At 69.6% G+C, this 23159-nt stretch carries 27 protein-coding genes; 19 read left to right on the top strand and 8 right to left on the bottom strand.

Annotated elements, in window-relative coordinates; genetic code table 11:
- The first annotated feature begins 85 nt into the window (after positions 1 to 85).
- Complete coding sequence (locus NO930_RS02105) at positions 86 to 349, top strand: MoaD/ThiS family protein (RefSeq protein WP_137784729.1); 264 nt, start codon at positions 86 to 88, stop codon at positions 347 to 349.
- A 33-nt stretch (positions 350 to 382) separates the two neighbouring features.
- On the opposite strand, the gene NO930_RS02100 is transcribed toward NO930_RS02105, so the two are convergent.
- Positions 383 to 1402 carry a PLP-dependent cysteine synthase family protein gene (locus NO930_RS02100; RefSeq protein ID WP_256402319.1) on the bottom strand — a complete coding sequence of 340 codons (1020 nt, stop codon included), beginning with the start codon at positions 1400 to 1402 and terminating at the stop codon, positions 383 to 385.
- Between the two features lie 152 nt (positions 1403 to 1554).
- Here NO930_RS02100 and NO930_RS02095 point away from each other — a divergent pair, with 152 nt between their 5' ends.
- The 9 genes from NO930_RS02095 (at position 1555) to NO930_RS02055 (ending at position 9435) form a co-directional block, all read left to right on the top strand.
- Positions 1555 to 1854, top strand: a complete 300-nt coding sequence (locus tag NO930_RS02095) for a sulfurtransferase TusA family protein (protein WP_137783905.1) — start codon at positions 1555 to 1557, stop codon at positions 1852 to 1854.
- Positions 1855 to 1856: 2 nt separating this feature from the next.
- Positions 1857 to 2192 (top strand): rhodanese-like domain-containing protein, encoded by a 336-nt coding sequence (locus NO930_RS02090; protein WP_137783904.1) that lies wholly within the window; start codon positions 1857 to 1859, stop codon positions 2190 to 2192.
- A 137-nt stretch (positions 2193 to 2329) separates the two neighbouring features.
- The gene (locus tag NO930_RS02085; protein WP_256402318.1) at positions 2330 to 3346 is read left to right on the top strand and encodes a beta-ribofuranosylaminobenzene 5'-phosphate synthase family protein; all 1017 of its coding nucleotides are present in this window, start codon (positions 2330 to 2332) and stop codon (positions 3344 to 3346) included.
- 103 nt (positions 3347 to 3449) lie between these two features.
- The gene (locus NO930_RS02080) at positions 3450 to 4286 is read left to right on the top strand and encodes an RAD55 family ATPase (RefSeq protein WP_137783907.1); all 837 of its coding nucleotides are present in this window, start codon (positions 3450 to 3452) and stop codon (positions 4284 to 4286) included.
- A gap of 85 nt (positions 4287 to 4371) precedes the next feature.
- Positions 4372 to 5289: a hypothetical protein gene (locus NO930_RS02075; protein WP_256402317.1), complete on the top strand. Its 918-nt coding sequence runs from the start codon at positions 4372 to 4374 to the stop codon at positions 5287 to 5289.
- Positions 5286 to 5933 (top strand): DUF8135 domain-containing protein, encoded by a 648-nt coding sequence (locus NO930_RS02070; RefSeq protein WP_256402316.1) that lies wholly within the window; start codon positions 5286 to 5288, stop codon positions 5931 to 5933. The genes NO930_RS02075 and NO930_RS02070 overlap by 4 nt, the downstream gene beginning before the upstream one ends.
- A 90-nt stretch (positions 5934 to 6023) precedes the next feature.
- Positions 6024 to 7124 (top strand): putative sulfate/molybdate transporter, encoded by a 1101-nt coding sequence (locus NO930_RS02065; RefSeq protein WP_256402806.1) that lies wholly within the window; start codon positions 6024 to 6026, stop codon positions 7122 to 7124.
- 311 nt (positions 7125 to 7435) lie between these two features.
- Positions 7436 to 7765, top strand: a complete 330-nt coding sequence (locus tag NO930_RS02060) for a transcription factor S (RefSeq protein WP_137783582.1) — start codon at positions 7436 to 7438, stop codon at positions 7763 to 7765.
- Positions 7766 to 8190: 425 nt separating this feature from the next.
- The gene (locus tag NO930_RS02055; RefSeq protein ID WP_256402315.1) at positions 8191 to 9435 is read left to right on the top strand and encodes a glycosyltransferase family 2 protein; all 1245 of its coding nucleotides are present in this window, start codon (positions 8191 to 8193) and stop codon (positions 9433 to 9435) included.
- Positions 9436 to 9510: 75 nt separating this feature from the next.
- On the opposite strand, the gene NO930_RS02050 is transcribed toward NO930_RS02055, so the two are convergent.
- From NO930_RS02050 to NO930_RS02035, 4 genes are all read right to left on the bottom strand, one after another.
- Positions 9511 to 10758, bottom strand: a complete 1248-nt coding sequence (locus tag NO930_RS02050; RefSeq protein WP_137784041.1) for an RNA-guided endonuclease InsQ/TnpB family protein — start codon at positions 10756 to 10758, stop codon at positions 9511 to 9513.
- A 265-nt stretch (positions 10759 to 11023) separates the two neighbouring features.
- Entirely contained in the window at positions 11024 to 11650 is a 627-nt protein-coding gene (locus NO930_RS02045; RefSeq protein WP_256402314.1) for a CocE/NonD family hydrolase, read from the bottom strand.
- A 34-nt stretch (positions 11651 to 11684) separates the two neighbouring features.
- Positions 11685 to 12083, bottom strand: coding sequence for a DUF5778 family protein (locus tag NO930_RS02040; RefSeq protein WP_256402313.1), 399 nt, complete (start codon positions 12081 to 12083; stop codon positions 11685 to 11687).
- Positions 12084 to 12173: 90 nt separating this feature from the next.
- On the bottom strand, positions 12174 to 12764 hold the full coding sequence (locus tag NO930_RS02035; RefSeq protein WP_256402312.1) for a methyltransferase family protein: 591 nt from the start codon (positions 12762 to 12764) through the stop codon (positions 12174 to 12176).
- Between the two features lie 84 nt (positions 12765 to 12848).
- On the opposite strand from NO930_RS02035, the gene NO930_RS02030 reads away from it, so the two are divergent.
- The 7 genes from NO930_RS02030 to NO930_RS02000 all read left to right on the top strand — a co-directional run bounded on the left by NO930_RS02030 (position 12849) and on the right by NO930_RS02000 (position 18689).
- Positions 12849 to 13508: a helix-turn-helix domain-containing protein gene (locus tag NO930_RS02030; protein WP_137783547.1), complete on the top strand. Its 660-nt coding sequence runs from the start codon at positions 12849 to 12851 to the stop codon at positions 13506 to 13508.
- A gap of 106 nt (positions 13509 to 13614) precedes the next feature.
- Positions 13615 to 14652, top strand: coding sequence for an MBL fold metallo-hydrolase (locus NO930_RS02025; RefSeq protein WP_137783546.1), 1038 nt, complete (start codon positions 13615 to 13617; stop codon positions 14650 to 14652).
- 89 nt (positions 14653 to 14741) lie between these two features.
- A complete protein-coding gene (gene trxA, locus NO930_RS02020; RefSeq protein WP_137783545.1) occupies positions 14742 to 15083 on the top strand; it encodes a thioredoxin in 342 nt (113 codons plus the stop codon).
- Between the two features lie 30 nt (positions 15084 to 15113).
- Complete coding sequence (locus NO930_RS02015; RefSeq protein ID WP_256402311.1) at positions 15114 to 16226, top strand: aminotransferase class V-fold PLP-dependent enzyme; 1113 nt, start codon at positions 15114 to 15116, stop codon at positions 16224 to 16226.
- Between the two features lie 56 nt (positions 16227 to 16282).
- Positions 16283 to 16843, top strand: a complete 561-nt coding sequence (locus tag NO930_RS02010; RefSeq protein ID WP_256402310.1) for a class I SAM-dependent methyltransferase — start codon at positions 16283 to 16285, stop codon at positions 16841 to 16843.
- A 77-nt stretch (positions 16844 to 16920) separates the two neighbouring features.
- The gene (locus NO930_RS02005; RefSeq protein WP_256402309.1) at positions 16921 to 17433 is read left to right on the top strand and encodes a DUF5813 family protein; all 513 of its coding nucleotides are present in this window, start codon (positions 16921 to 16923) and stop codon (positions 17431 to 17433) included.
- On the top strand, positions 17430 to 18689 hold the full coding sequence (locus tag NO930_RS02000; protein ID WP_256402308.1) for an AGE family epimerase/isomerase: 1260 nt from the start codon (positions 17430 to 17432) through the stop codon (positions 18687 to 18689). Before NO930_RS02005 ends, NO930_RS02000 begins: the two co-directional genes overlap by 4 nt.
- Positions 18690 to 18726: 37 nt before the next feature.
- On the opposite strand, the gene NO930_RS01995 is transcribed toward NO930_RS02000, so the two are convergent.
- The 3 genes from NO930_RS01995 to NO930_RS01985 form a co-directional block, all read right to left on the bottom strand.
- Positions 18727 to 19767, bottom strand: a complete 1041-nt coding sequence (locus NO930_RS01995) for a sulfite exporter TauE/SafE family protein (protein ID WP_256402307.1) — start codon at positions 19765 to 19767, stop codon at positions 18727 to 18729.
- Positions 19768 to 19926: a DUF7512 family protein gene (locus NO930_RS01990; protein WP_196219620.1), complete on the bottom strand. Its 159-nt coding sequence runs from the start codon at positions 19924 to 19926 to the stop codon at positions 19768 to 19770.
- 215 nt (positions 19927 to 20141) lie between these two features.
- Positions 20142 to 20738 carry a DNA-3-methyladenine glycosylase family protein gene (locus tag NO930_RS01985; protein WP_256402306.1) on the bottom strand — a complete coding sequence of 199 codons (597 nt, stop codon included), beginning with the start codon at positions 20736 to 20738 and terminating at the stop codon, positions 20142 to 20144.
- A 73-nt stretch (positions 20739 to 20811) separates the two neighbouring features.
- Between NO930_RS01985 and NO930_RS01980 the strand changes: the two genes are divergently transcribed.
- Both NO930_RS01980 and tgtA read left to right on the top strand, forming a co-directional pair.
- The gene (locus tag NO930_RS01980; RefSeq protein WP_137783443.1) at positions 20812 to 21588 is read left to right on the top strand and encodes a Nif3-like dinuclear metal center hexameric protein; all 777 of its coding nucleotides are present in this window, start codon (positions 20812 to 20814) and stop codon (positions 21586 to 21588) included.
- Positions 21589 to 21673: 85 nt separating this feature from the next.
- A complete protein-coding gene (tgtA, locus tag NO930_RS01975; RefSeq protein WP_137783444.1) occupies positions 21674 to 23155 on the top strand; it encodes a tRNA guanosine(15) transglycosylase TgtA in 1482 nt (493 codons plus the stop codon).
- Positions 23156 to 23159: the final 4 nt, after the last annotated feature.

Below are 23159 nucleotides of genomic sequence, written 5' to 3'. Positions count from 1 at the left end.
CACGCCACCGTTCACCGGCGTCAGAGACCGTGGCCGACGTTGCCGTCGGCGGACGCTTTTTTGTGCCGAACCGCGAACGGGGCACATGGCTACGATCAAGCTGCCGGCCGTACTCGTCGGCGGGTCGTCGACCTCCGAGGTCGAAGTCGACGGCGACACCGTCGGTGACCTGTTCGACAACCACGCCGCCGAACACGGCTCGGAACTGAGAGACAGCGTCGTCGAGGACGGCGAGATCAAGGAGTTCATCAACGTCTACGTCGACGGCACGCCCGTCGACGGGCTCGACGCCGAGGTCCCGGACGACGCGCAGGTCCGCGTCATCCCCGCGGCCAGCGGCGGTCGGTAGGCGGTTCTCGGTCGTCTCGCCGGGCTCGCGCGCCTACAGGTACTCCTCCCACAGCGGGATGTCGGCGTACTTGTCCCCGCGGTCGCACAGCATGAACACGACCACGTCGTCGTCCGCGAGATCGCCCGCCTCGTCGAGCGCGGCCACGGCGGCCGCGCCCGCACCGGCGGAGGTGCCCACGACGAACTGGCCGCCGACGCGGAGGTGCTCGCGGACTGTCTCGGCGTCGTGTTGTCCGGGGTCGGCGATCGGGATCGCCTCGTCCTGATACCGGTCGCGGAGCGCCCGCGCCCGGTCGTAGGCGTCGCCTGTAGAGACGTACTCCCGTCGGTCGAGCACGGACTCGTCGTACGTGTCGGGGTGGTAGTGGTCGCCCGTCTTCAGGTATTTCAGCCCGTCTATCGCGTGGAGCGGTTCGTCCGGCTCGAAGCCGACGATCGCCGCGCCGCCGTCGGTCAGTTCGGTCAGTCCGCGGCCCGTCCCCGTGATCGTTCCCCCCGTCCCGACGCCCGCGACGAAGTGCGTCACTTTCCCGTCGGTCGCCTCGTGGATCTCGCGTGCAGTCGTCCGCTCGTGGGTTCCGGGGTTGTCCGGGTTCTCGTACTGGTTCGGCCGGTAGTAGGCGTCCGGGTCGGCCGCGATTAGCTCCTCTGCGCGCTCGATCACCGCGTCGTAGCCGAGGTCGGCGTCGACGAAGTGTATCTCCGCGCCCGCGTCGCGGACGGCCTCGACCTTCCCGCCAGCGGCGTTGTCGGGCATGACGATCTCGACGTCGTAGCCGCGGGCGCTCGCGAGCCGGGCGATCTCGCTGCCGGTGTTGCCCGAGGTGGGCTCTATCACGGTGTCGCCCGGTTCGAGGTCGCCGCGCGCCTCCGCACCGTCTAGCATTCCCTTCGCGATCCGCGATTTGACCGATCCGCCGCCGTGCGGGGCGGCGTAGAGGTTGAACCACTCGACTTTCGCGTACACGGTCGCGTCGGACCGCAGTCCGAGGTCGACCTCGACGAGGGGCGTCTCGAAGATCGTCGACTCGTCGACGGCGTGATCGCTCATACGCTCCGTAGATCGCAGGCCGATAAGAGTCCGACGGAAACGGCGGTCTCGGGTGTCGTCGCGGGCGACACCGGTCGGATCGCTCGTCAGAGATACGGGAGAACTCTGCCGGTCACGTAACCCGTTAACGGGCGAGTGGCCTATCGGGCTCCATGAGCCAACCATCGTGGGACGACGTCGTCGAGATGCCGGACGAGCTCGACGACGAGACGGCCGAGGCACTGCTCGAAGACGCGACCGAGGTACAGGACATGACCGGCGAGGTGTGTCCGTATCCGCAGGTCGAAGCGAAGAAGGCCGTCGCCGGGCTCTCCCCGGGCGACGTGCTCGTCCAGAAGACGGACCACGTGCCGAGCACCGAGAACGTCCCGAAGGCGGTCGGCGACGACGCCACCGCGAAGGTGTGGAAATCGGGCGACGGTCGCTACCGGATCTTCCTGCGAAAGAACTGATCATGGTCGAAGAGCTCACCCCCGACGAAGTCAACGAGCGCGTTCAGGCGGGCGAGGTCCGCGTCATCGACACGCGCTCGCCAGAGCAGTACGAACAGGGCCACATTCCCGGCGCGATCAACGTCCCGCTCGGCGACCTCCCGTCGCGCGTCTCCGACATCGACTGGGACGGCACGGACGTGGTCTGTGCCTGTCCCGTCGGACAGTCGTCGAAGCAGGCCGCGATGCTGATCCAGAGCTACGAGGGCGTCGAAGAGGACGTGCTCGTCGCGAGCATGGCCGGCGGGTACGAGGAGTGGGAGTTCGACTTAGAGACCGGACCGGCCGCCGACGCGTGATCGGGTCGCGGTGACGCGCCGAGGCCGTAATGACACGTCCGTGACCGGTCCACGGCGACGCGTCTGTGACCGGACCGGGCAAGGCCCGCCACGGCCACGCACCATTTAGCATTCGGGCGTGAAGCACCGACTCACAAATGGCACGCGCAAGCGCCGGAGCCCGGATCCACTTCGGTTTCTGTAACCTCAGCCTCTCACACGAGCGTCTATACGGGGCTCTCGGATTAGGCCTCCGCGAGCCGCGCGTCGTCGTCGACGCCGAGCCGGCCGAGGGAGTGAGCGTCGCGGTCGCAGACGGCGCTGACGGGCTACGGTCCGACGCCGGAGAGGAAACGACGGCCGACCTCCGTGCGCACGCGACCACGGCCGTCGACTGTCTCGGCGTCGACGGCGCGCGCGTCGTCCTCCGCGAGTCGCTCCCGCGGCACGCCGGGCTCGGGAGCGGGACGCAACTCGCCGCGGCGACGCTCGCGGCCGTCGCGGCCGCCCACGGCGAGCCGGCCCGCGTTCGCGAGCGCGCACCGCTTTTCGGCCGAGGCGGTCGCTCCGGCGTCGGCGTCGCGACGTTCGAGGACGGTGGGTTCGTCCTCGACGCGGGTCATCCCACCGCGCGGTTCACGACCGACCGCCCCGACGACGGCGAGTGGACGGTGCCGCCGGTCGCGGCCAGACACGCGGTGCCAGACGACTGGCGCTTCCTGCTCGTGCGGCCGGACGCCGACCCCGGACGGAGCGGTGACGGCGAAGACGACGCGATGCGCGCGGCGGTCGAGCGGGCCGAACCGGGGCTGGCCGACCGGATCGGGGGGATCGTCACGCGGCGCGTGCTCCCCGCCGTCGCGACCGGGAACGCCGAGCGGTTCGGTGCCGCGGTCGCGGAGATCGGTCGGCTCAACGGCGCGTGGTACGCCGACGAACAGGGCGGGGTCTACCGCCCGCCGGTCGGCGACGTGGTGGCGTCGCTGTCGGGGGCCGCGGGCGTGTTCGGTGCCGGGCAGTCCTCGTGGGGGCCGGCCGTCTACGGCGTCACCGACGCGGATCACGTCGCGGCGGCCGCCGACGCGGGCGAGCGCGCCCTCGACGAGGCGGGCGTCGAGGGGACGGTGTCCGTCGTCGAAGCGGCGACGCGGGGAGCGCGCGTGACGCGCGAGTGACGCGTCGCTCGACGGGTGACGCGCGAGTCGCGACGGATGACCTGCGGCGACGCGAGGGGTGACGAGCAACAACACTAAGCGGAGCGGCGACTCCATGAGTGACATGACGAGCCTGCCGTTCGGCGTCGCCCGCCTCGACTCGATACTCGACGGGGGCGCACCGCCGGGGAGCGTCGTGCTGCTCGCCGGCGAGTCGGGAGCCGGAGCGCGGGAGTTCCTCTACACGAGCGCCGCGATGAACGCGCTCGCGCGCGCCGACGAGGAGCTGTTCGATCTGTACTACGGCGACCTCCCGGAGGGGGCGAGGCTCCCCGACGAGGTGCACTACCTCTCGTTTACCGCCGGCACGGGACCGATCACGCGGGAGATGGGATATACGATGGTCGACGAGATCGTCGACGCCGCGATCGACGAGATCGCGTTTCGGGACCTCTCTGCCGAGTACTTCCAACTCAGTCCGATCCCGCGAGACTGGTACGAAGACGAGACGACGTCGATCACGGACTTGGGCGACCGCGGAGAGTACGAGGACGTCCTCACGGCGTTCGGCGACTACCTGTCCGCGAACGCGGAGGGGAGCCTCGTCTGTATCGACTCCGTGACCGACCTCGTCTCGATGGTCTCCGGCGACACCGAGTGGAGCGACATCGCGACGGTGTTGAAGGGGCTGAAGAAGGCGGCCTACGAGTGGGGCGGGCTCATCCTCGTGTTGGTGAACACCGACTCGATAACCGATCGGGAGTTCGGCGCGCTGACCGACGCCGCCGGCGGAACCTTCCAGTTCGCGTGGGAGAGCGGCGGCTCGAAGCGCGCTCGAACGATGTTCGTCCGCGAGTTCCGCGGGGTGCTCTCGCGGCTGGAATCGGAGAACATCGTCCGGTTCGAGACGGAGATCCACGACGGCGGGTTCGACATCAGCGACGTGCGGAAGATCAGGTGACGCCGCGAGTCTCGATTCCGAGAACGGCGCGGCAGATTACTTAAGGCTCCCTCCTCTACGAGCCGTAGATGACGGAGGATCCGCGATGAGCGACCTCGATCCGGCCGACGGCGTCGGCGACGAGTCGAGCGTCAGCGACGGATCCGGCGTCGGCGACGAGTCGAGCGCCGGCGGCTGGTCGGACGCGGAACTGCGTGACCGCGCTGTCGGGGCCGCGGCCGACGAGGTCGGCGTCGACCGCGAGGAGGCGTTGAAACGCGCCATCGTCGGACTCGCGGAGTCCGAGGGGATCGCGGTCCCGGACGCGGACGAGGTGGCGTCGATACGCTCCCGGCTCGACGAACTCGACGCCGACGTCGACGAGAAGGTGACCGACCTCAGAGAGCGGTTCGTGGAGCTGTATCGCGACCTCGAATCGAAGGCTCCTGCCGACCACGTCCACGAGGAGACGGTCGACCGACTCGACTCGGTCGAGGACGACCTCGGCTCGGTCGAAGACGGTCTCGACGAGGTTGCGACGGAGGTCGACTCGGTGGCCGGCGACCTCGATGCGGCCACGACCGACCTGACCGACGTGGAGGACCGCCTCGCGGACGTGGAGGCGGAGGTCGGCGACCTCGACGTCGACGCGGTCGAGGACAAGCTCTCTCGCGTCGCGAGCGCGATCCTCCGCGTCCGCCGCCGGATCGAGACGCTCGAAGACGAGCGTGACGACCGCCAGCGGCTCGACGCCTTGACCACCGTCGCGAACCGCCACGGGGTCGAGACCGCGGCGTGCGGCGACTGCGGCGAGACGGTCAGACTGGGGCTTTTGACGACCGCCGAGTGTCCCCACTGCGGCCGAGCGTTCGCCGACATCGACCCGCGGACGTGGTTTTTCAAGAGTTCACGCCTCGTCGTCGCCGACCGGCCGGCGCTCGACGGCGACGTGGACGGAGCCGACACCGCAGAGGGCGCTAGAGACGGCGCGAACGGAACGGACGAGAACGGAGGAGACCCGTGAGCGACGGCGACGGCGGACCGACCGACAGGGACGACGGGGCGGAACGTGACGCGGGGAGCGCAGACACGAGCGGCGCAGACACGAGCGGCACAGACACGGACGGCGCGGACGACGTCACTGACGACGGGGTCGAGTTCACCGAACCCGACCGCGACGGACCCGGCCCGGAGTTGGGATCGGGCGGGGCGACGGACGCCTTCGGTGACGGAGCGGCGGACCCTCTCAATGAGGGGGCGACGGATCCCTTCGACGAACTCGGTCCGGCCTCGGGTGATGCGGGCGACATCGACGACCTCGACGACGCGTTCGAACAGATGGAGGTCGGCGACCTCGGCGACGGGGACGTCTGGGAGTCGCTCGACGGGGACGCCGACGGGGTCGGCGGTCCGGCAGCCGAGTTCGGCCCGAGCGAGACGGACGCGCCGGGTCGAGGCGACGCGCCGGACGCGGGGCGCGCCGACCGCACCGTCGACAAGCGCGCGTACTGCCAGCAGTGTCCGCACTTCACCGCGCCGCCCGAGGCCGCCTGTACGCACGAGGGGACGGAGATCGTCGAAGTCGTCGACGTCGACGAGTTCCGCGTTCGCAACTGCCCGGTGGTCTCCAGGGCGGATCGGGCGGCCGAGTCGGCGCGCGACACGTAACCGGTATCGGACACACACGCCAGCGGTGATGTCGCCTTCGGTTTCTGAACACACTCAAGCGTGTTCGCCTCCGAGAGGCGCTCGTTCGTGTTGGAACCGGTCACGCAGCGACACCACGAGATCCGATTCGATCGGGGGTCGGTGACCGGAGCGATAGGAGATTCGATTACTGTCGTTCCGCTCGTCGTCGCCCTCGCGCTCCTGACCGACGTGTCGCTGCCGCACGTGCTCGTCGCGTTCGGCGTCTTTCAGGTCGTCTGGGGTATGCGGTACGGGTTGCCCGTCTCCGTCGAGCCGATGAAGGCGCTCGCGGCGCTCGCGATCGCCGGGGCGCTGACGTACGCGGAGCTGGCGCTCGCCGGGCTCGCGCTCGGCGCCCTCTTGCTCGTGATCGGACTCTCCGGGACGCTCGCGCGCGTCGAGCGGTGGATCGGCGAGCCCGTGATCCGCGGGGTGCAGTTCGCCGTCGGGCTGATCCTCTTCCAGACGGGCGTCGACCTCGCGCTCGGCGACCCCGTCCTCGCGCTCGGCGGCGTGGCGATCGCGGCCGCCGCCGCGCTCGCGGGACACCGGAAGGCGAGCGCGCTGGCGGTGGCAGTCGCCGGCGTCGTCGTCGCGCTCGCCGCCGCGGGGGTCCCCGCGCCCCGGCTGCCGGGCGCGCCGCCGCTGCCCGCCCTCGGAACGGCCGTCACTCGGAGCACGCTCGACGGGGTGTTCGCCCAGCTCGCGATGACGATCGGCAACGCCGCGCTGGCGACCTCCCTGCTTTTCGCCGACCTGTTCGACGCCGACGTGACGGCGGACGAGCTATCGGCGAGCATGGGCGTGACGAACCTGCTCGCGGTTCCGATGGGCGGGATACCCATGTGTCACGGCTGTGACGGCGTGGCCGGCAAGCACGCGTTCGGCGCGCGAACGGGAGGCGCGAACGTCGTTCTCGGGGCCGGCTACCTCGCCGCCGCCCTCTTCGCGACCCCCGCGCTTCTCGCCGCGTTCCCCGTGGCGATGCTCGGCGCGCTGCTCGCGATCGTCGCCGTCTCGCTCGCGCGCAACGTCACCGACTCCGGGAACCTCGCGCTCTCGGTCGGGATCGGCGTCCTCGCGCTGGCGACGAACCTCGGCGTGGCGTTCCTGCTCGGCGTGGTCGCGCACCTCGCGTGGGAGCGCGTCGACGCGGAGCGCGGTGTGTGACAGACGGAGGGATGTCGAGAACCGGTCGCGGCTGGCGCGCCTCCGGGTGGTCGCCCGCGCGTAGCGCCGGCTGCCAGAGAATCTTCGATTCTCGCTGGACGCGGTGAGCGCTCGCAGAGCGCGAAGCGCGAGGGTGGGGAGGCGTGAGGCTGGAGAGGTGTGAGGCTGGAGAGGTGTGAGGCTGGAGAGGTGTGAGACTGGAGAGGTGTGAGACTGCGGGAGGTCACCGCACCAGCACCCACTGCCCGCCCCTCTTCGTTCGGCGCGCAGTCACGGGAGCTAAACCGCTCGATCCCGTATCCTACTCGCATATGCAGTTCTGTGACGACTGTGGCTCGATGATGGTCTCGGTCGAAGGAGAGATGGTGTGTCAAAACGACGACTGCGGCGCGACCACCGAGCGCGACGAGGAGCTCGCCGCGCAGTTCGAATCCACCGCCGAACAGACCGGCGACGAGGTGATCGAGACGGAAGAGGGCGCGAACTTCGAGGGGAAGCCCACCGCGACCGACGTCGTCTGCGAGGAGTGCGGCCACGGCGAGGCGTGGTACACGATCAAACAGACGGGCGCGGCCGACGAGCCGCCGACGCGATTTTTTAAATGCAAAGAGTGCGGACGGCGCTGGCGCGGCTACAACTGACCGCGACGGGGAGTGGTCACGGGGTGGAGGCTTCGTCCACCCGCCCGATCACCTCACCGGCGACTGGCAGGTCCACGTCTGGCAGTTCCCCGCGCTCGATGGTGTGGATCCAACGGGGCGGATCCACCGTCGCGCCGCTGGCGCACCTGCGTACGGGGGCGCTCGCCTCCCCGCGGCAGGCGGCTGGCGGTGGAGCGGCTCGGCCCCCCGACGCGCGCGACGTGGTCGCCCCGCCTGATCGGTGGTTTACTCCTTGATCGAGCAGCCCGATACCTCGACACACACCAACACACATCATGGCTTTGCAGTCTATCGATTTATTCGAGTTAGTCCGGATTACCGTCGTAAATCCGATCGAAACGCGGCCCAATCCCGGTACAGCGTTTCGGCGGTTCATATGGCTCGGCGCGGGAGGGGGAGCCACGATGAACACCGAACGCATCGCACTGGTCGCGGTCACGCTGGCACTCGTCGTCGGCGGTCTCGCGACGCTTTTCGCACCGACCGTCGTCTCCGGACCGGGCAGCGCTCCCGCCCAAGCGGCGACCACCACCGCCGTCGCCGACGGCGGACTCGGGTCGCTGTTCGGAATCGTGCTCTGGGGCGTGACGCTCCTCTTCGGGGCGACCGCGCTCGTCTGGTTCGTGCTCACGGGGATCGTGGGAGCGGGCTACGAGCCCCCGCCGAACGAGTACGGCCTCGACGAGATACAGGTTCGTATCATGACCGTCGACGCCACCGAGGTCGTTCAGGACACCGTCGATTCCCTGCCCGATGGGCTCGACGACGTCCACGTGATCGCGGAGTCGGACATTGACGTGACCGGGGCAACGGTCCACGCCGTCCCTGAGGAATTCACCTGTCGCGCGGTCCGCAAGGGTCGCGCGCAGGAGTGGGCCCGGCAGGCGCTGGACTGTCAGACCGAGTTCGTCCTCTATCTCGACGAAGACAGCATCGTCGAGTCGTTCGACGGGCTGCCGGACGCGGACGTCGTTCAACTCCGCGAGAAGCCCCGACTCACGGGGTCCAACCTCAGCTATCTGGCCGACATGTACCGGATGGGCGTTCAGATCGAACAGCGCGCGTTCGCGCGTCTCTCGATCCCGCTGTTCGCGTGGGGCGGCGGCATCGCTGTCCGCACCGAGGTGGAAGACGCGACGACGTGGGACCGCGAAACGTTGGTCGAGGACACCGCGTTCGTCTGGGCGGCCTTCCGGGAACTCGACGTGACGTTCGCGCTGTCGGACGCGGTCTGCCGGAACGAGGCTCCGCCCTCGCTGTACGAGATCATTCAGCAGCGCCGCCGCTGGGCGGCAGGAAACCTTCAGGCGTCGGCGATGCTGCCGCTCCGGTACGAGCTGTTGACGAGGGTGCGAAACTACGCGTGGGCGCTCTCGCCGATCGTCACCCTGCTCGTCGTCCCGCTGTCGCTGTTGAGCGTGACGATCGCGTACAGCGGGCTGTTCTTCGCGGCGTCGATGGGGCTGGCGCTGTGTACGATCGGCTGGTTCCTCTTGGGCGTCGGCTACTACGGCGACAAGCACCGCCAGTGGGCGATCGCGGTCCCGCTGGCCCCGCTGATCACCGTTATCCACTCTATGGGGACGGTCGCCGGAATCGTCAGCCCGCCGGAGACATTCCGAGTCACAACGAAAGTGGGAAGCGAGTAAACTACCCTACCCTACTCCCTCGGCGCTACGCGCCTCGGTCCTTGAGGGTAGGGCTTTGATGTGGACTCCCGGCAATCAGTCGCCAGCAAGAGGCTGGTGACTCTCACCGTTCAACGTCCCACCATTCACACGCACGTCTACTTGTGCGTCTCCGCTCCCCGACTTGGGCGAGGAACGGAGTTTGTGTTGCCGCTTCCGAGCGTACCGCACGCCGATATTCTTTGCGGCGTTGTAATCCGCGTTCACTTCATACCCACACTTCTGGCACTCGAACTGTTCGCCGTGGCGGTTGCCGTCGTGCGTAAAGCCACAGTCCGTCCGAGAACAGCGTTGGGATGTATGGGTCGGCTCAACCTGCTCCACGGAGACTCCCTGTTCAGGGGCTTTGTAGGAGACGTAGTCAAACAGGCGTCGGAACGCCCAGACGTGGTGCCACTTCGCCTGTGGAAGCCGCTCTCGAATGTCGCTCAAGTCCTCGAACGCGATTACGTCGCAGTCGTGTTCGACAGCTTCCGAGACGAGTTCGTTGGCGATCGTGTGGATGTACTGTTTGCGCCAGGCTTCTTCACGCTTCCCGAGGCGAAGCAGGGCCTTGTGTGCGGCCTGCGTGCCGCGCTGTTGCATCTCACCACGCCGCTTCTCGAACTCGCGGCACCAATGGTCGTAGTCGTCTCCCTGCCAGAAACGACCGGTTGAGGAGACGGCGAGGCTATTAACGCCGAGGTCGATACCGAGGACCGTTTGGTCGGAGTGCCCGGTATCTTCCGAAACCTCATCGTCACTGTCTATCCGCCGCGTCGAAATGTTGAGGTAGAACTCGTCAGTGGCCGCGTCGTACCGAAGCGTACTCTCGCGGAACTCGTAGTTCTCGGAGAGTACGTACCGCTCGTAGGGCGTCGGACTGTCTGCCGGGAGAACGAACGACGGTTCGACTCGGCTCTCAACAGTTGCCAGCGACACCTTGTTCCGGTAGAACGTCGCGCTTCGCGTGTCGTAGTCCATCGTTTCAGCGGTGAACGTCGGTTGAGAGACGCGCTGTCCCTTTTTCCACCGTTCGACACACGCTTTGACGGCTTCGACAGCGCGTTTGATAGCGGCTTGGACAAGTTGGGCCTGTAGGTCCGTCTCCTCCCGAAGTTCGGAATAGAGCGCGTCACGAACCTCTCGCTTGTTGGTCTCACACTCAGTGTAGGAGGTGTCGGACCAACAGTAGTCGGCGGTTCGGTTCGCGCAGTACAGGTATTGCTCGGCGGTTCGGTGGAGTGCGTCGCGTTGCTCGTCGGAAACAGCGAGTTTCACGACGGCGGTTCGACGCACGCCCATAGTTTCAGAGAGTACCCGACGGTACTTATACGCTTGGGAGTCAGTCGGTCGCTGTGTGGCGGTTGTGTCGTCCCATGTCGGTTTCCTCCCCGACCTACTCGCTCACTCCGTTCGCTCCTTGAGGTCGGGGGCTCCACCTCGAAAATGCTGAACCGGAGAAGGAACGGCTCTATCGGCGTCGAGCCATCCTCCACGCCGAGTCACAGAGGACGTCCGGAGGGCCCGGCCCGTCCGTCGAACATCCCACCAGCCGACCGACAACCGTCTATCTCCCATCGCCCAGCCGCGGTCGGAAAAACGCCGCTACGGCCTCGCCGACCTCCCCGGCGCGCCCCACGAAGAAGTGGTCGGACTCGAACGCGACCGTCTCTATCCCCAGCTCCTCCGCGCGCTCGACGACGGGCCTCCAGTCGGCCGTCGAGTCTCGGGTCGCATAACAGATCCGCGCGGGCACGCCGAGCCGGTCGACCTCCGCGAGCGCGCTCACGGCGTCGACGTCGGGATTCAGCCGCGCGGTCGGTGCGAGCGCGCAGACGCCGGCCAGTCCGGGGCGTGAGGCGGCCGCAACGAGCGCGACAGTTCCACCGAACGAGAACCCGAACAGCCCGACGCGGTCGTAGCGCTCGACCGCCCACGCGACCGCCTCGTCCGCGTCCGTGCTCTCGCCGTACCCCTCGTCCCAGTCGCCGTAATCGAACCGGAGGCAGTCGATCCCCCGATCGGTCAGGGCGTCGCTCACGGCGACCAGTCGCTCGTCGCCGCGGTGGCCGCGCTGTTGCGGGTGCGGCGGGCAGGCGACGACGACGCGGTCCGACCGGCTCCCGTCGCTCGCGGCGGTATCGAGGCTGGCGCGCACGTCGCGGCCGCCGGGAATGAGAACGGTGTCGGTCACGCGTGCGGCTCCGAGCGTCGTAGTTGCGGGCCGGTCACGGGACCTGCGTCACGCGGTCGACGCCGTCCAGTGCGGCCAGCTCGTCCGTGAGCGCCGCCTGGTCGACGCCCGCCTCGTAGTAGAACACGAGGTCGAAGGTGCCGTCGCGGAGCAGCTGCTGGCACTCCCAGACGAACGCCTCGTCGTCGAGGGTGCGCCCCTGAAACTGGTTCGACGAGAAATCGGTGTCGTCGTTTCCGGCTTCGATGTACGCCTCGCCCTTCTCGGCGTGCTCGGCGATGACGTCGTTGGCCGCGACCGTCAGTTCGTGCATCTCCAAGTCCTCCTCGCCGCCGAGGTCCGTGTGGACGATACAGCCGACGAGGTCGATGTCGCCGGGTTCGAGCAGGGCCTTCGTCCGCGCGTAGAGATCGGCGTCGACGGTCTCGCTCATACCTACTCGTTCGCCTCCATTTATAAACGAATGACGGTTCGCGCGGCGGGCGATGGGACGCGTCGCGGCCGCCTCGGGAGCGTCTGTCCGTCAGTCGCGCAGCCGTCGTTCGACCGCCGTTCGGACCGTCCGCAGGCCGACGAACCGCGGCACTCGGGAGGCGTACCGGTCGTACGCCTCGCCGAACTCCGCGCGGAGGTGCGGCTCCTCGGCGCGCGGGAGAAGCAGCACCCATCCGACGTGGGCCGCCGCGAGCGCGGCCACGAGAAGCGAGTCGGACAAGAGGGCGAAGCCGGTGACGCCGGCGATCATGCCGAGGTACTGGGGGTTTCGAGTGTACGCGTAGGGGCCGCCGGTGTAGAGGTCGCCGGTCACGCCCATGGTCTCCTCGGAGCCCATCGGCCGTGCGCCCCACGCGAACACGGTGGTCCCGACGAGCGTGAGACCGCCGCCGGCGACCCGCGCCGGCCCGCCGAGTCCCAGATCGCCCCACGTGAGGACGGCGGTCGCAACGAGCGAGCAGTTGAACGCGGCCACGAGCGTCCAGTGGCAGTAGTACGCCGGCGTCGTGTCGCCGGGCGGCCACCACTCCCGATCGGTGACGAGCGTCGCGAGGATCATGCCTGTGACGCCGACGGCCGCGAGCACGCCGACGCCGAACGCGAGTCGTGTCGGTGACATACGGGTCGTGCTTGCGGCTCGAAACGGACCGGCGTGCTGCCTCACGGATGAGGTTTTTATTTATACTGGCGCAAACTGACGCCGATGAAGTACGCCCGCCTGCGCGTTCACCACACGGCCGAGACGCGCCATCCGATGCACGCCTTCGAGATGGCACACGACCGGATCGACAGCGCCGAACTGCGTCACTGGAACACGGTCCTCGACGAGACGAACACCTTCGTGTTCCGCGTCCGCGGGGATCCGGACCCGTTTCGCGCGAAGCTGGAGTCGCGACCGTCGACGGTCGAATACAGCCTCACGCCGGTGTCAGACGGCGTGTTCCACTGTTGCGTGCGCGAGCGGGCGACGGAGACCGACGAGGAGTTCATCGGTGCCGTCGCCCGGGGGTCGCTCGTGGTGCTCCCGCCGATCAGGTTCAATCCCGACGGCACGACCGACCTGACGGTGGCGGGGCCCGCGGCCGACGTGAGCGCCGCCGTCGAGAGTCTCCCCGACGGTATGCGAGCGAGCGTCCGGTCGGTCGGTCCCTATCACCGCCGAGCGGGACCGGCGGCGTCGCGGCTCACCGACCGCCAGCGATCGGTCGTCGCCGCCGCCGTCGAGCGCGGCTACTACGACTCGCCGCGCGCCTGTACCGTGTCCGACGTGGCGGCCGAGTTCGACATCGCTCCGGGCACCGCGGCCGAACACCTCAGGAAGGCCGAAGCGGCGGTGATGCGACACGCGCTCGATCGCGCGTGAACGCGGCGAGTCGTGTGCGTTCCACGGCGGTGGTCGCGCGCCCCACGACGGCGGGTCGCGGTTCCGCGGTGCAAATACTCAAACGGACCGCCGTCGAAGGGGAGGCGTGCACCGTATCCAGCTCGGGAACACGGTCTTCGAGGGCGCGAACAACGTCTATCTGCTCGACGGGCCGACGACGGCGCTCGTCGACACGGGCGTCGCGCTTCCCGACGTTCGCGACGAGCTTCGGTCGGGGCTCGCCGACCACGGGGTCGCGTTCGGCGACGTCGACGAGGTGGTGGTGACACACTGGCACCCGGACCACGCCGGGCTGGCGGGCGAGATCCAAGACGAGAGCGGGGCCGACGTGTTCGTCCACGCGTCCGACGCTCCCCTCGTCGACGGGAGCGTTCCCCCGCTGATGGCGGACGCCGACCTGCAACGCGAGACGTTCGAGGCGTGGGGACTGCCGGACGACGCCCGCGAGGAGCTGACGGACTTCTTCGCGTCGGTCAGCGCGGACATCTCGGGACCGCCCGCCGACGTGACGACACTGTCGGACGGGGACGAACTCACGGTCGGGGGCGTGACGCTCGAAGCCGTCCACCTCCCGGGTCACACCGCCGGGCTCACGGGGTTTGCCTTCGACCTGCCTGTGGGTGATTCGACGGCGGAGACCGCGTCCGAGGGGCTGTTCTCGGCCGACGCCGTCCTCCCGACGTACACGCCGAACGTCGGCGGGGCAGACGTCCGGGTCGACGAACCGCTGGCCGCGTACGCCCGGAGCCTCGTCCGGGTGATCGAGCGCGACTTCGCGGTCGCGTATCCGGGCCATCGCGACCGGATCGACGAGCCCTCGATGCGCGCGGCGACCATCCTCGAACACCACCGAACGCGGACGCGGCGGGTGGTGGACGCTCTCGCCGAGGTCGGCCCGGCGACGCCGTGGGAGGTGTCCGCAGAGCTTTTCGGCGCGCTGAGCGAGATTCACATCCTCCACGGGCCGGGCGAGGCGTTCGCACACCTCGATCACCTCGCGGCCGCCGGCGTCACAGAGCGCGACGGAGGCCGCTACCGGCTCGTCGATCCGGACGTCGACGTCGACTCGCTTTTCCCGGCGACCGGCCTCGAACGGACCCTCCCCGACGCGGACGACGAGTGATCGGCCGCGGCTCCCGAGTCGGACCGAACGCAGTGTATTGTGCGATACGTCCAAAACTATTATCCCCTCGCGGGGCGTACCCCGTAGTGATGAGTTCTACCGAATCCGTCCCCACGGAACCGATACAGCTGGACGACGCCGCCGACTTCGACGGTCTCGTGGCCGAGCACGACACCGTCCTCGTCGACTTCTACGCCGACTGGTGCGGGCCGTGCCAGATGATGGAGCCCGCAGTGGAGTCGGTCGCGGCGGACACCGACGCGGCGGTCGTGAAGGTCGACGTGGACCAGCATCAGGCCCTCGCCGGAGAGTACGGCGTCCAGGGGATTCCGACGCTGCTCGTCTTTTCCGGCGGTGAGATGGCGGAACGGATGGTCGGCGCACAGACCGAGTCGGCGCTTCAGGACGCGGTCACAGAGCACGTCGCCTGAATGTCGCACGCCCACACCGAGGTCGAGGGCATGACGCCGCGGGAACTCCGCGCGGACGTCCCGGCGCTCTCCGAGGCGGCGTACTTCAACTTCGGCGCGCACGGACCCAGTCCGCGCTACGTCGTCGAGGCGGCCGCGTCGTTCGTCGAGGACCACGAGTTCGGTTCGGCGACGACAGATCCGTACGAGTACGCTTTCGGGACGTACGACACGGTCCGCGAGCGGATCGCGGCGTTCGTCGGGGCCGAGCCCGACGAGATCGCGCTGACGGAAAGCACGACGGACGGGATCACGCGGATCGCCGGCGCGATCGACTGGAAGCCGGGCGACGTGGTCGTCCGGACCGACCTCGAACACCCCGCGGGGATTCTCCCCTGGAAGCGGCTCGAACGCGAGGGCGTCGAGGTCCGCGTCGTCGAGACCGAGAACGGCCGGGTCGACCGCGAGGCGTACGCCGACGCGGTCGCCGACGCGCGGCTCGTCTGCTTCAGCGCGATCACGTGGACCCACGGGACCAGACTGCCGGTCGCAGACCTCGTGGACATCGCCGACGAGGCGGGCGCGTTCACCCTCGTCGACGCGGTGCAGTCTCCCGGGCACGTCCCGATGGACGTGTCGGCGTGGGGGGCCGACGCCGTCGCCGCGGCGGGCCACAAGTGGGTGTTGGGTCCGTGGGGGGCCGGATTCCTCTACGTCGACCGCGACGCGGCGGCCGACCTCGCGCCGCGCGCGGTCGGGTACCGCAGCGTCGACGACCCCAGTGCCGACGAGATATCGTACGCGGACGGCGCGCGGCGGTTCGAGGTCGGCACGGCGACGGCGGCCGCCCACGTCGGGCTGGTCGAGGCGCTCGACGCGATCGACGCGGTCGGCCTCAACGCGATCGAAGCGCGGATCGAAGCGCTCACCGACCGACTGAAAGACGGGGTTCCGGACGACCGACTGTTGAGCCCCCGCGAGTACGAGACCGGACTCGTCACGATCGACGTCGACGACCCCGAGGCGACCGTCGAGCGGCTCGCCGAGGAGGACATCGTGGTTCGGTCGCTTCCCCACCCGGACGCGGTTCGAGCGTCCGTCCACGCCGTCTGTACGGAGTCGGAGGTCGACCGGCTCGTCGAGGCGCTCGACGGAGAGTGGTGAGCGACTGGGGTCGGTGAGATCGGACGCGTTTTAGCACTCGGTGTGCAATACAGGACATGGGTTTCCACACGTTCGACGCGGATCAGGCGGAGCGGCTGGAGCGCCCCGGCGTCCGCTACCGCTGGGTGTCGTCCGAGGAGGTGATCGGCGGGATCGCTCCCGCCGCGGACGCCGTGGTGGCGGATCTCGGCAGCGGCACCGGCTTTTACACCGACGACGTCGCCCCGCACGTCGGGACCGTCTACGGCGTCGACGTGCAAGCCGAGATGCACGAGTTCTATCGCGAGAAGGGCGTCCCGGAGAACGTCGAGCTCGTCGCGAGCGACGTGAGCGACCTCCCGTTCGGCGACGCCGACCTCGACGGCGCGTTCTCGACGATGACCTTCCACGAGTTCGGGACGCCCGGGTCGGTCGCCGAACTCGCTCGCGTGCTCGCGACCGACGCGCGGCTCGCGATCTTCGACTGGTCGGCCGACGGCGACGGCGACGACGGGCCACCGGTCGACGAGCGCTACGACGCCGCCGTCGCGGTCGAGATGCTGGAGACGGCGGGGTTCACGATCGAGGACGCGTCGACGCGCACGGAGACGTTCGCCGTCGTCGCTCGCGCGCCCTGACCTCCGCGAGACGGACGAGTGGACCGCTTCGGTGCCGACGCAACGCGTTTTTACTCGCGGCTCGCCTCCGATAGCGTATGACGGCAACCGACGCCGACGCCGAGCCTCCGGACCGGGCTCGCCGGGCGTTCGCCGACCACGACGCGTTCGAGCCCGCAGACGACGCGTGGCGTGTCGCGACCACCGCCTTCGACGCCGCGGTCAGCGCCGACCCGACCGAGACGGAGCGGCTGCGGTTCACCGTGCGCGTCACCGTGCCCACCCTCTCCGCCGTGACGGCCGATACGGTCGCCGACGTGGTCGAGGAGGGATGGACGGAGACGTTCGAGCGCCGCGTCGTCGACGTGGGCGGTGTCACGCGCGGCGACGGGGAGTTCGACCCGCGCGTCGCGGTCGACGACGGCGGGGTCACCGTGACCTTCGAGTTACGTGACGAGAACGCGGCGCGCGCCGTCGACGACGCCAAGGCGCTCGTCGACTTCGTGGAGGGGACCTACGTCCAGGGCGTCATCCCCGGCTACGAGTACACGGAGCCGGTCTCCGACCTGCTCTCTGCGGCCCGCAGACAGGGCAACGACGGGGCGGTATGACCGGGACGCGGGCCGACGCCGAGCGTCGGGCGCGGACGAGCCGCGCGCGGCTGCTCGCGACGCTCCGCGTCCAGTACCCCGACGCGCTCGCCGAGCGCGGCTACCGGCTGTTACACCCAGAGACGGGCGATCACTACACCGGCGACCGCAGACACCTCGTCGCCACCTGCCGGTCGGTCGCGAACTTCGCGGCCGGGGCGCTCGCCGACGGCCCCGACTGGTGTCTCGACGCCGCGGAACACGGACTGTCGTTCCTCGAGGAGGCACACGGGAGCGACGACGGCGGGTATCGGCTCGTCGTCGAGGCGGACGGCACGCCCGTCGACCGGACGCGGTCGGCGTACGGCCACGCGTTCGCGCTGTTGGCGTACGCTCGCGCGACCGCCGCCGGGGTCGACGGCGCGCGAGAGGGGCTCGCGGCGACCCACGACCTCGTCGACGACCGGTTCCGCGACGAGGCGGGGCTGCTCCGGAGCGACTGCAGCCCCGACTGGTCCGAACTGGAGCCGTACCGCGGGCAGAACGCGAACATGCACGCCTGTGAGGCGTACGTCGCGGCCTACGAGGCCACGGGCGAGGCGACGTATCTGGACCGCGCGCGCCACATCGCCGAGACCGTCACCGTCGATCTGGCGACCGACACCGATGGGCTGTTGTGGGAACACTACACGACCGACTGGGAGCACGACTTCGAGTACAACGCGGACGAGCCGCGCCACCAGTTCCGCCCGCCGGGCTACCAGCCGGGCCACCACGTCGAGTGGGCGAAGTTCCTCGCGCTGCTCGACCGGTACGACGCCGCCGTCCCGAACTCGCTTGGACAGGGGGGCGCTGGCACCGACACCGGCTGGTACGGGCGCGCGCTCGACCTGTTCGACGCCGCCGTCGAGAACGGCTGGGCGGAGAACGGGTTCGTCTACACGCATCGCGCAGACGGCTCGCCGATCGTCGAGGACCGGTACGGCTGGGCGCTCGCCGAGGGGATCGGCGCGGCCGCGGCGCTGACCGAGCGCGCGGTCGCCCGCGGCGACGCGGAGACGGCCGCGCGGCTCCGCGACTGGCACCGCCGGTTCCTCGTGTGTACCGACCTGTTCCGCGGTCCGGCGGGCGTCTGGTACGAGAAGCGTCTGCCGTCCGACGCCGACGGCGACCTCGTCGCGCCGGAGCCGCCGGGCGTCGAGCCCGACTACCACCCCGCGAGCGCGGCCTTCGAGAGCTGGCGGTCGGCGCGCGCGGAGGCGGACGACGCATCCTGACGCCGCTCGCACCGGCCGAGGAAGGCGTGTCTCGGCGTTACGCCGACGGGGCGGACCGCCGCTCGTCGCGCACGGCGAGCACGCCGTGGTAGAGTATCACGGCGCAGACGAACAGCGCGGATCCGACGAGGAGCACGAAGCTGATCCGGTCGAAGACCGGCATCGAGAGCCACGTCGCCGCCTCGCCGAGCGCGACCGCGAGGCTGGCGAGGAGCAGCATGACGCCGAAGTAGATCGTCACGTCGTCCTCGTCCACGTAGGCGGTCGCGCCCGAGCCGATCCGGGCACCGAGCGCGCTGCCGAGTAGGAGCGCGGTGACGACGCCGAGGTCGATCACGCCCGCCCGGCCGTACGTGAACGCGCCGACCGCGCCGGACATCAGCCCGCCGAACAGGCTGGTGCCGACGGCCGCGGCGAGCGAGGTCCCGACGACGTAGTAGATCGCCGGCATCCGGACGAAGCCGCCGCCGACGCCGAGGAACCCGGACACCAGACCGACGCCGCCGCCCACGCCCGAGATCGTCCACAGCGAGGCCCGGCTCCCGTCGGAAAGCGTCATCATCGGCGGGATCTCGTACGACTGGATCCGCTTTGCGATCGCGGGGACGTCGTCGCGCTCGGACCCGTCACTTTCGGTGGCGCGCTCGCGTCCGTCGCCAGCGCCGTCGTCTTCCTCGTCGGCCATCGCGCTCCGGGTGAACAGGGCACCGATGGCGGCGAGCAGGACGACGTACGCGGCCCCGACGACGGCCTCGGCGATCCCGAGCACCTCCAGTCCGAACACCAGTCGGCTGCCGAGTTCGATGCCGACGGTGATCCCGACGAACATCAGCCCGCCGAGCCGGTAGTCCACCTGTCCGGCGTCGTGGTGTTTCAGCGTCGCGATCACGGCGGTCCCGAAGACGAACGTCATCGAACTGCCGATGGCGACCGGTGCCGGGTATCCGAGGATGAGGAGCGCGGGCGTGACGAGGAACGAGCCGCCCATCCCGAAGAAGCCGAAGAACACGCCGACCATGAAGCCGAAGACGACGAAGAGGCCGAACAGGCCGGGGCTCAACCCGAGCAGTCCGAACATCTATATCCGCCTGAGCCGGTCGAACAGCGTCGGTCCGAGCCTGTCTTCGAGGAAACCGTATCCGGCGTACAAGAGCGCGGCCTCGGCGAGGACGACGGCGATGACGGCGAGCGCCGCCACCGACGGCGACGCGCCGGGGAGCAGTTCGGTTCCCGTCATCGACTCCCCTCCGCCGCGGGCCCCGCGAAGACGGCGACGCCACACGGCTGTACCGGGTCGGATTCGGTCATACACCCGACCGTAGCGGACGCGCGGTGATAATGGTTTTGGGATTTTTGTACAATACTATATCCACATACCGGACGGAGAGCCACCGATAACGTATGGGTATTATTTCGGTCGGCGTCGCGGGCGGATCGTCACCCGGCCCGCCCTCACGACTCGTACTCGGCCCAGATGTACCGCGTTCCGTAGCTCCGGTAGGGCCGCCACGTCTCGGCGATCTCGCGCATCGCCGTGCGGTCGAGGTCGTCGCCGTCGGCGTACACCCGCCCGATCCCCTTGCGCACCGCGAGATCGCCGAGCGGCAGCACGTCCTCACGGCCGAGCGCGAATATCAGGTACATCCGCGCGGTCCACTCGCCGATCCCGCGGACCGCGGTGAGCGCCTCGACGACCTCGTCGTCGGTCGCGTCCGCGAACCCCTCGCGCGTGAGGTCGCGGTCGTCGTCGCGGAACGCCCGCGCCGCGGACCGCAGGTACTCGACTTTGGTGCCGCTGAGCCCGGTCTCGCGGAGGTGTTCCTCGTCGGCCGCGAGCACGCGCTCCGGCGTCACCTCGCCGTCGAGTCGGTCGAGAAAGCGGTCGTGGATGGCCGTCGCCGAGGCGGTCGAGAGCTGCTGGTTCACGATCGACGTGCACAGCCGGGCGAACTCGTCCGTCGCGGGCTCCACGGTCAGCGGGCCGTGCCGGTCGACGAGCGACGCCATGGTCGGGTCCGCGCGCAGCGTCTCCGCGATTCGGTCGTCCATCGATCCGCGATCGGGGCCGGACGCACCTGTACGTTTCCCGGCTCTTTACGTCGCGGGCGGCGTACCGCCGCGCATGCAACTCTCCGAGTACGCAGGGCGACTCGACGACCGGCTCGACACCGCGGCCTACGCCGACGTGGACGCCAGCGCGAACGGCCTGCAGGTCGGTCCGGACGACGCCGAGATCGAGCGCGTCGCGTTCGCGGTCGACGCCGCCGCGGCGACGATCGAGGCCGCGGCCGAGGCGGACGCGGACGCCTTGGTCGTCCACCACGGGCTCTCGTGGGGCGGGATCGACCGCGTCACGGGCGCGACGTACGACCGGATCGCGGCGCTCGCAGAGCACGACATCGCGTTATACGTCTCACACCTCCCGCTCGACGGCCACGCGGACCTCGGCAACGCGGCCGGCGTCGCGGAGGCGATCGGGCTCGGCGACCGCGAGCCGTTCGGCACGCTCGGCCCGGTCACGATCGGGACGATCGGGGAGACCGCGACGCCGCGGTCGACGGCGGCGCTCCGCGAGACGCTCGACGCGTTCGAGGGCCAGCCGGACGACGAGGACGCGCCGACGCGGGTCGTCGACTTCGGCCCCGACGAGATCGAGCGGGTGGCGATCGTGACGGGGTCGGGTGCCGACTGGCTCGACGAGGCGGCGGAGCGCGGCGCGGACGCGCTCGTCGTCGGCGAGGGGAAGGGGAAGGTGTACCACGAGGCGCGCGAGGCCGGACTCACGGTCTTCCTCGGCGGCCACTACGCCACCGAGACGTTCGGCGTGCGGTCGTTGCAGTCGCTCTCCGAGGAGTGGGGGCTGGAGACGGTGTACGTCTCGCACCCGACGGGGCTGTGAGCGGGGCGTGACCCGGGCGACGCAGCGCGGTCTTAGGCCCGAATCCGAACGCAACCCTTACCGCTCGGCTCCGCGGACACCGGATATGCGCGATCACTTCGAGATCCGGGACCACGACGCGGCCGGTCGGATCGGCCGGCTGTCGGTCCCGCGCGCGGACGTCACTGTCGAGACGCCCGCGCTACTGCCCGTCGTCAACCCCAACGTGCTCACGATCGAGCCGCGGCGGCTCCGCGAGGAGTTCGGCGCGGAGATGCTGATCACGAACTCCTACATCATCCGGAGCACGGACCGGATCCGCGACCGAGTCCTAGAGGAAGGGTTACACGACTTTCTGGGGTTCGACGGCGCTATCATGACCGACTCCGGGTCGTTCCAGCTCGCCGAGTACGGCGACATCGACGTGACCACCGCGGAGATCCTCGACTTCCAGCGCCGTATCGGCAGCGACGTGGCGACTCCCGTCGACGTGCCCACGCCGCCGGACGTCGACCGCGAGCGCGCGGAACGAGAGCTAGAGACCACGAAACAGGCGCTCGCGGACGCGGAGGACGCGGACACCGGCGAGATGCTGGTGAACGCGCCCGTGCAGGGGTCGACGTTCCCGGACCTGCGGGAGGCCGCGGGCAGACACGCGGCCTCGACCGATCTCGACGTGTTTCCGGTCGGCGCGATGGTACCCTTGCTGAACGCCTACCGGTACGCCGACGTGGTCGAGCAGGTCCGGGCGGCGAAACGCGGGCTCGCACCCGACGCGCCGGTCCACCTGTTCGGCGCGGGCCACCCGATGATGTTCGCGCTCGCGGTCGCGGCCGGCTGCGACCTGTTCGACTCGGCCGCCTACGCGCTGATGGCCCGCGACGGGCGGTACCTCACCGTCTCGGGGACCGAACACCTAGACGAGATGACGTACTTCCCGTGCTCGTGTCCGGTCTGTGCGGACCACACGCCCGAGGACGTCCGCGAGCGCGGCGGCGGCGAGACGGAGCGGCTGCTCGCCGAGCACAACCTCCACGTCACGTTCGAGGAGATCCGCCGCGTGAAAGCCGCGATCCGGTCGGGGACGCTCCTCGATCTGGTCGACCGCCGCGCTCGCGGCCACCCCGCCATGCTCGACGGGTACCGCGCGCTGCTCGACCACGCCGAGGAACTGGAGCGGACGGATCCGGTCTCGAAGGACGCGTTCTTTTACAGTTCCCACGAGGCGGCGCGACGCCCCGAGGTCAGCCGCCACCACGACCGGCTCTCGCGGCTCGCGGTCCCGGACCGGTTGCTCCTCACCGAGTCGAACGCGCCCTCCTCGCACGACTACGACGCGGTCTGGCGCGTGAAACCGCCGTTCGGCCCGTTCCCGCGGGCGCTCTCGGAGACGTACCCGCTCACCGCGGAGGTCCCGGATCGGGTCGACGACGCGGCGCAGGTCGCGGCCGCGGCGGGCGTCGCGAGCCTCGCCGACGCCAACCCGGAGACGGCGATCACGCTCGGCCACGACGGCTGGTGTGCCGCGGCGCTCGAACGCGTTCCCGACGGCGTCGACACCGAGGACCTCCGAACGCTCGGACGGTAGTCCG

The organism is Halorubrum salinum (assembly GCF_024494575.1).
In the GTDB taxonomy this organism is placed as follows: Archaea; Halobacteriota; Halobacteria; order Halobacteriales; family Haloferacaceae; genus Halorubrum; species Halorubrum salinum.
The sequence above is the reverse complement of the archived record's forward strand: the minus strand, read 5'-3'. Positions and strand labels throughout refer to the sequence as shown.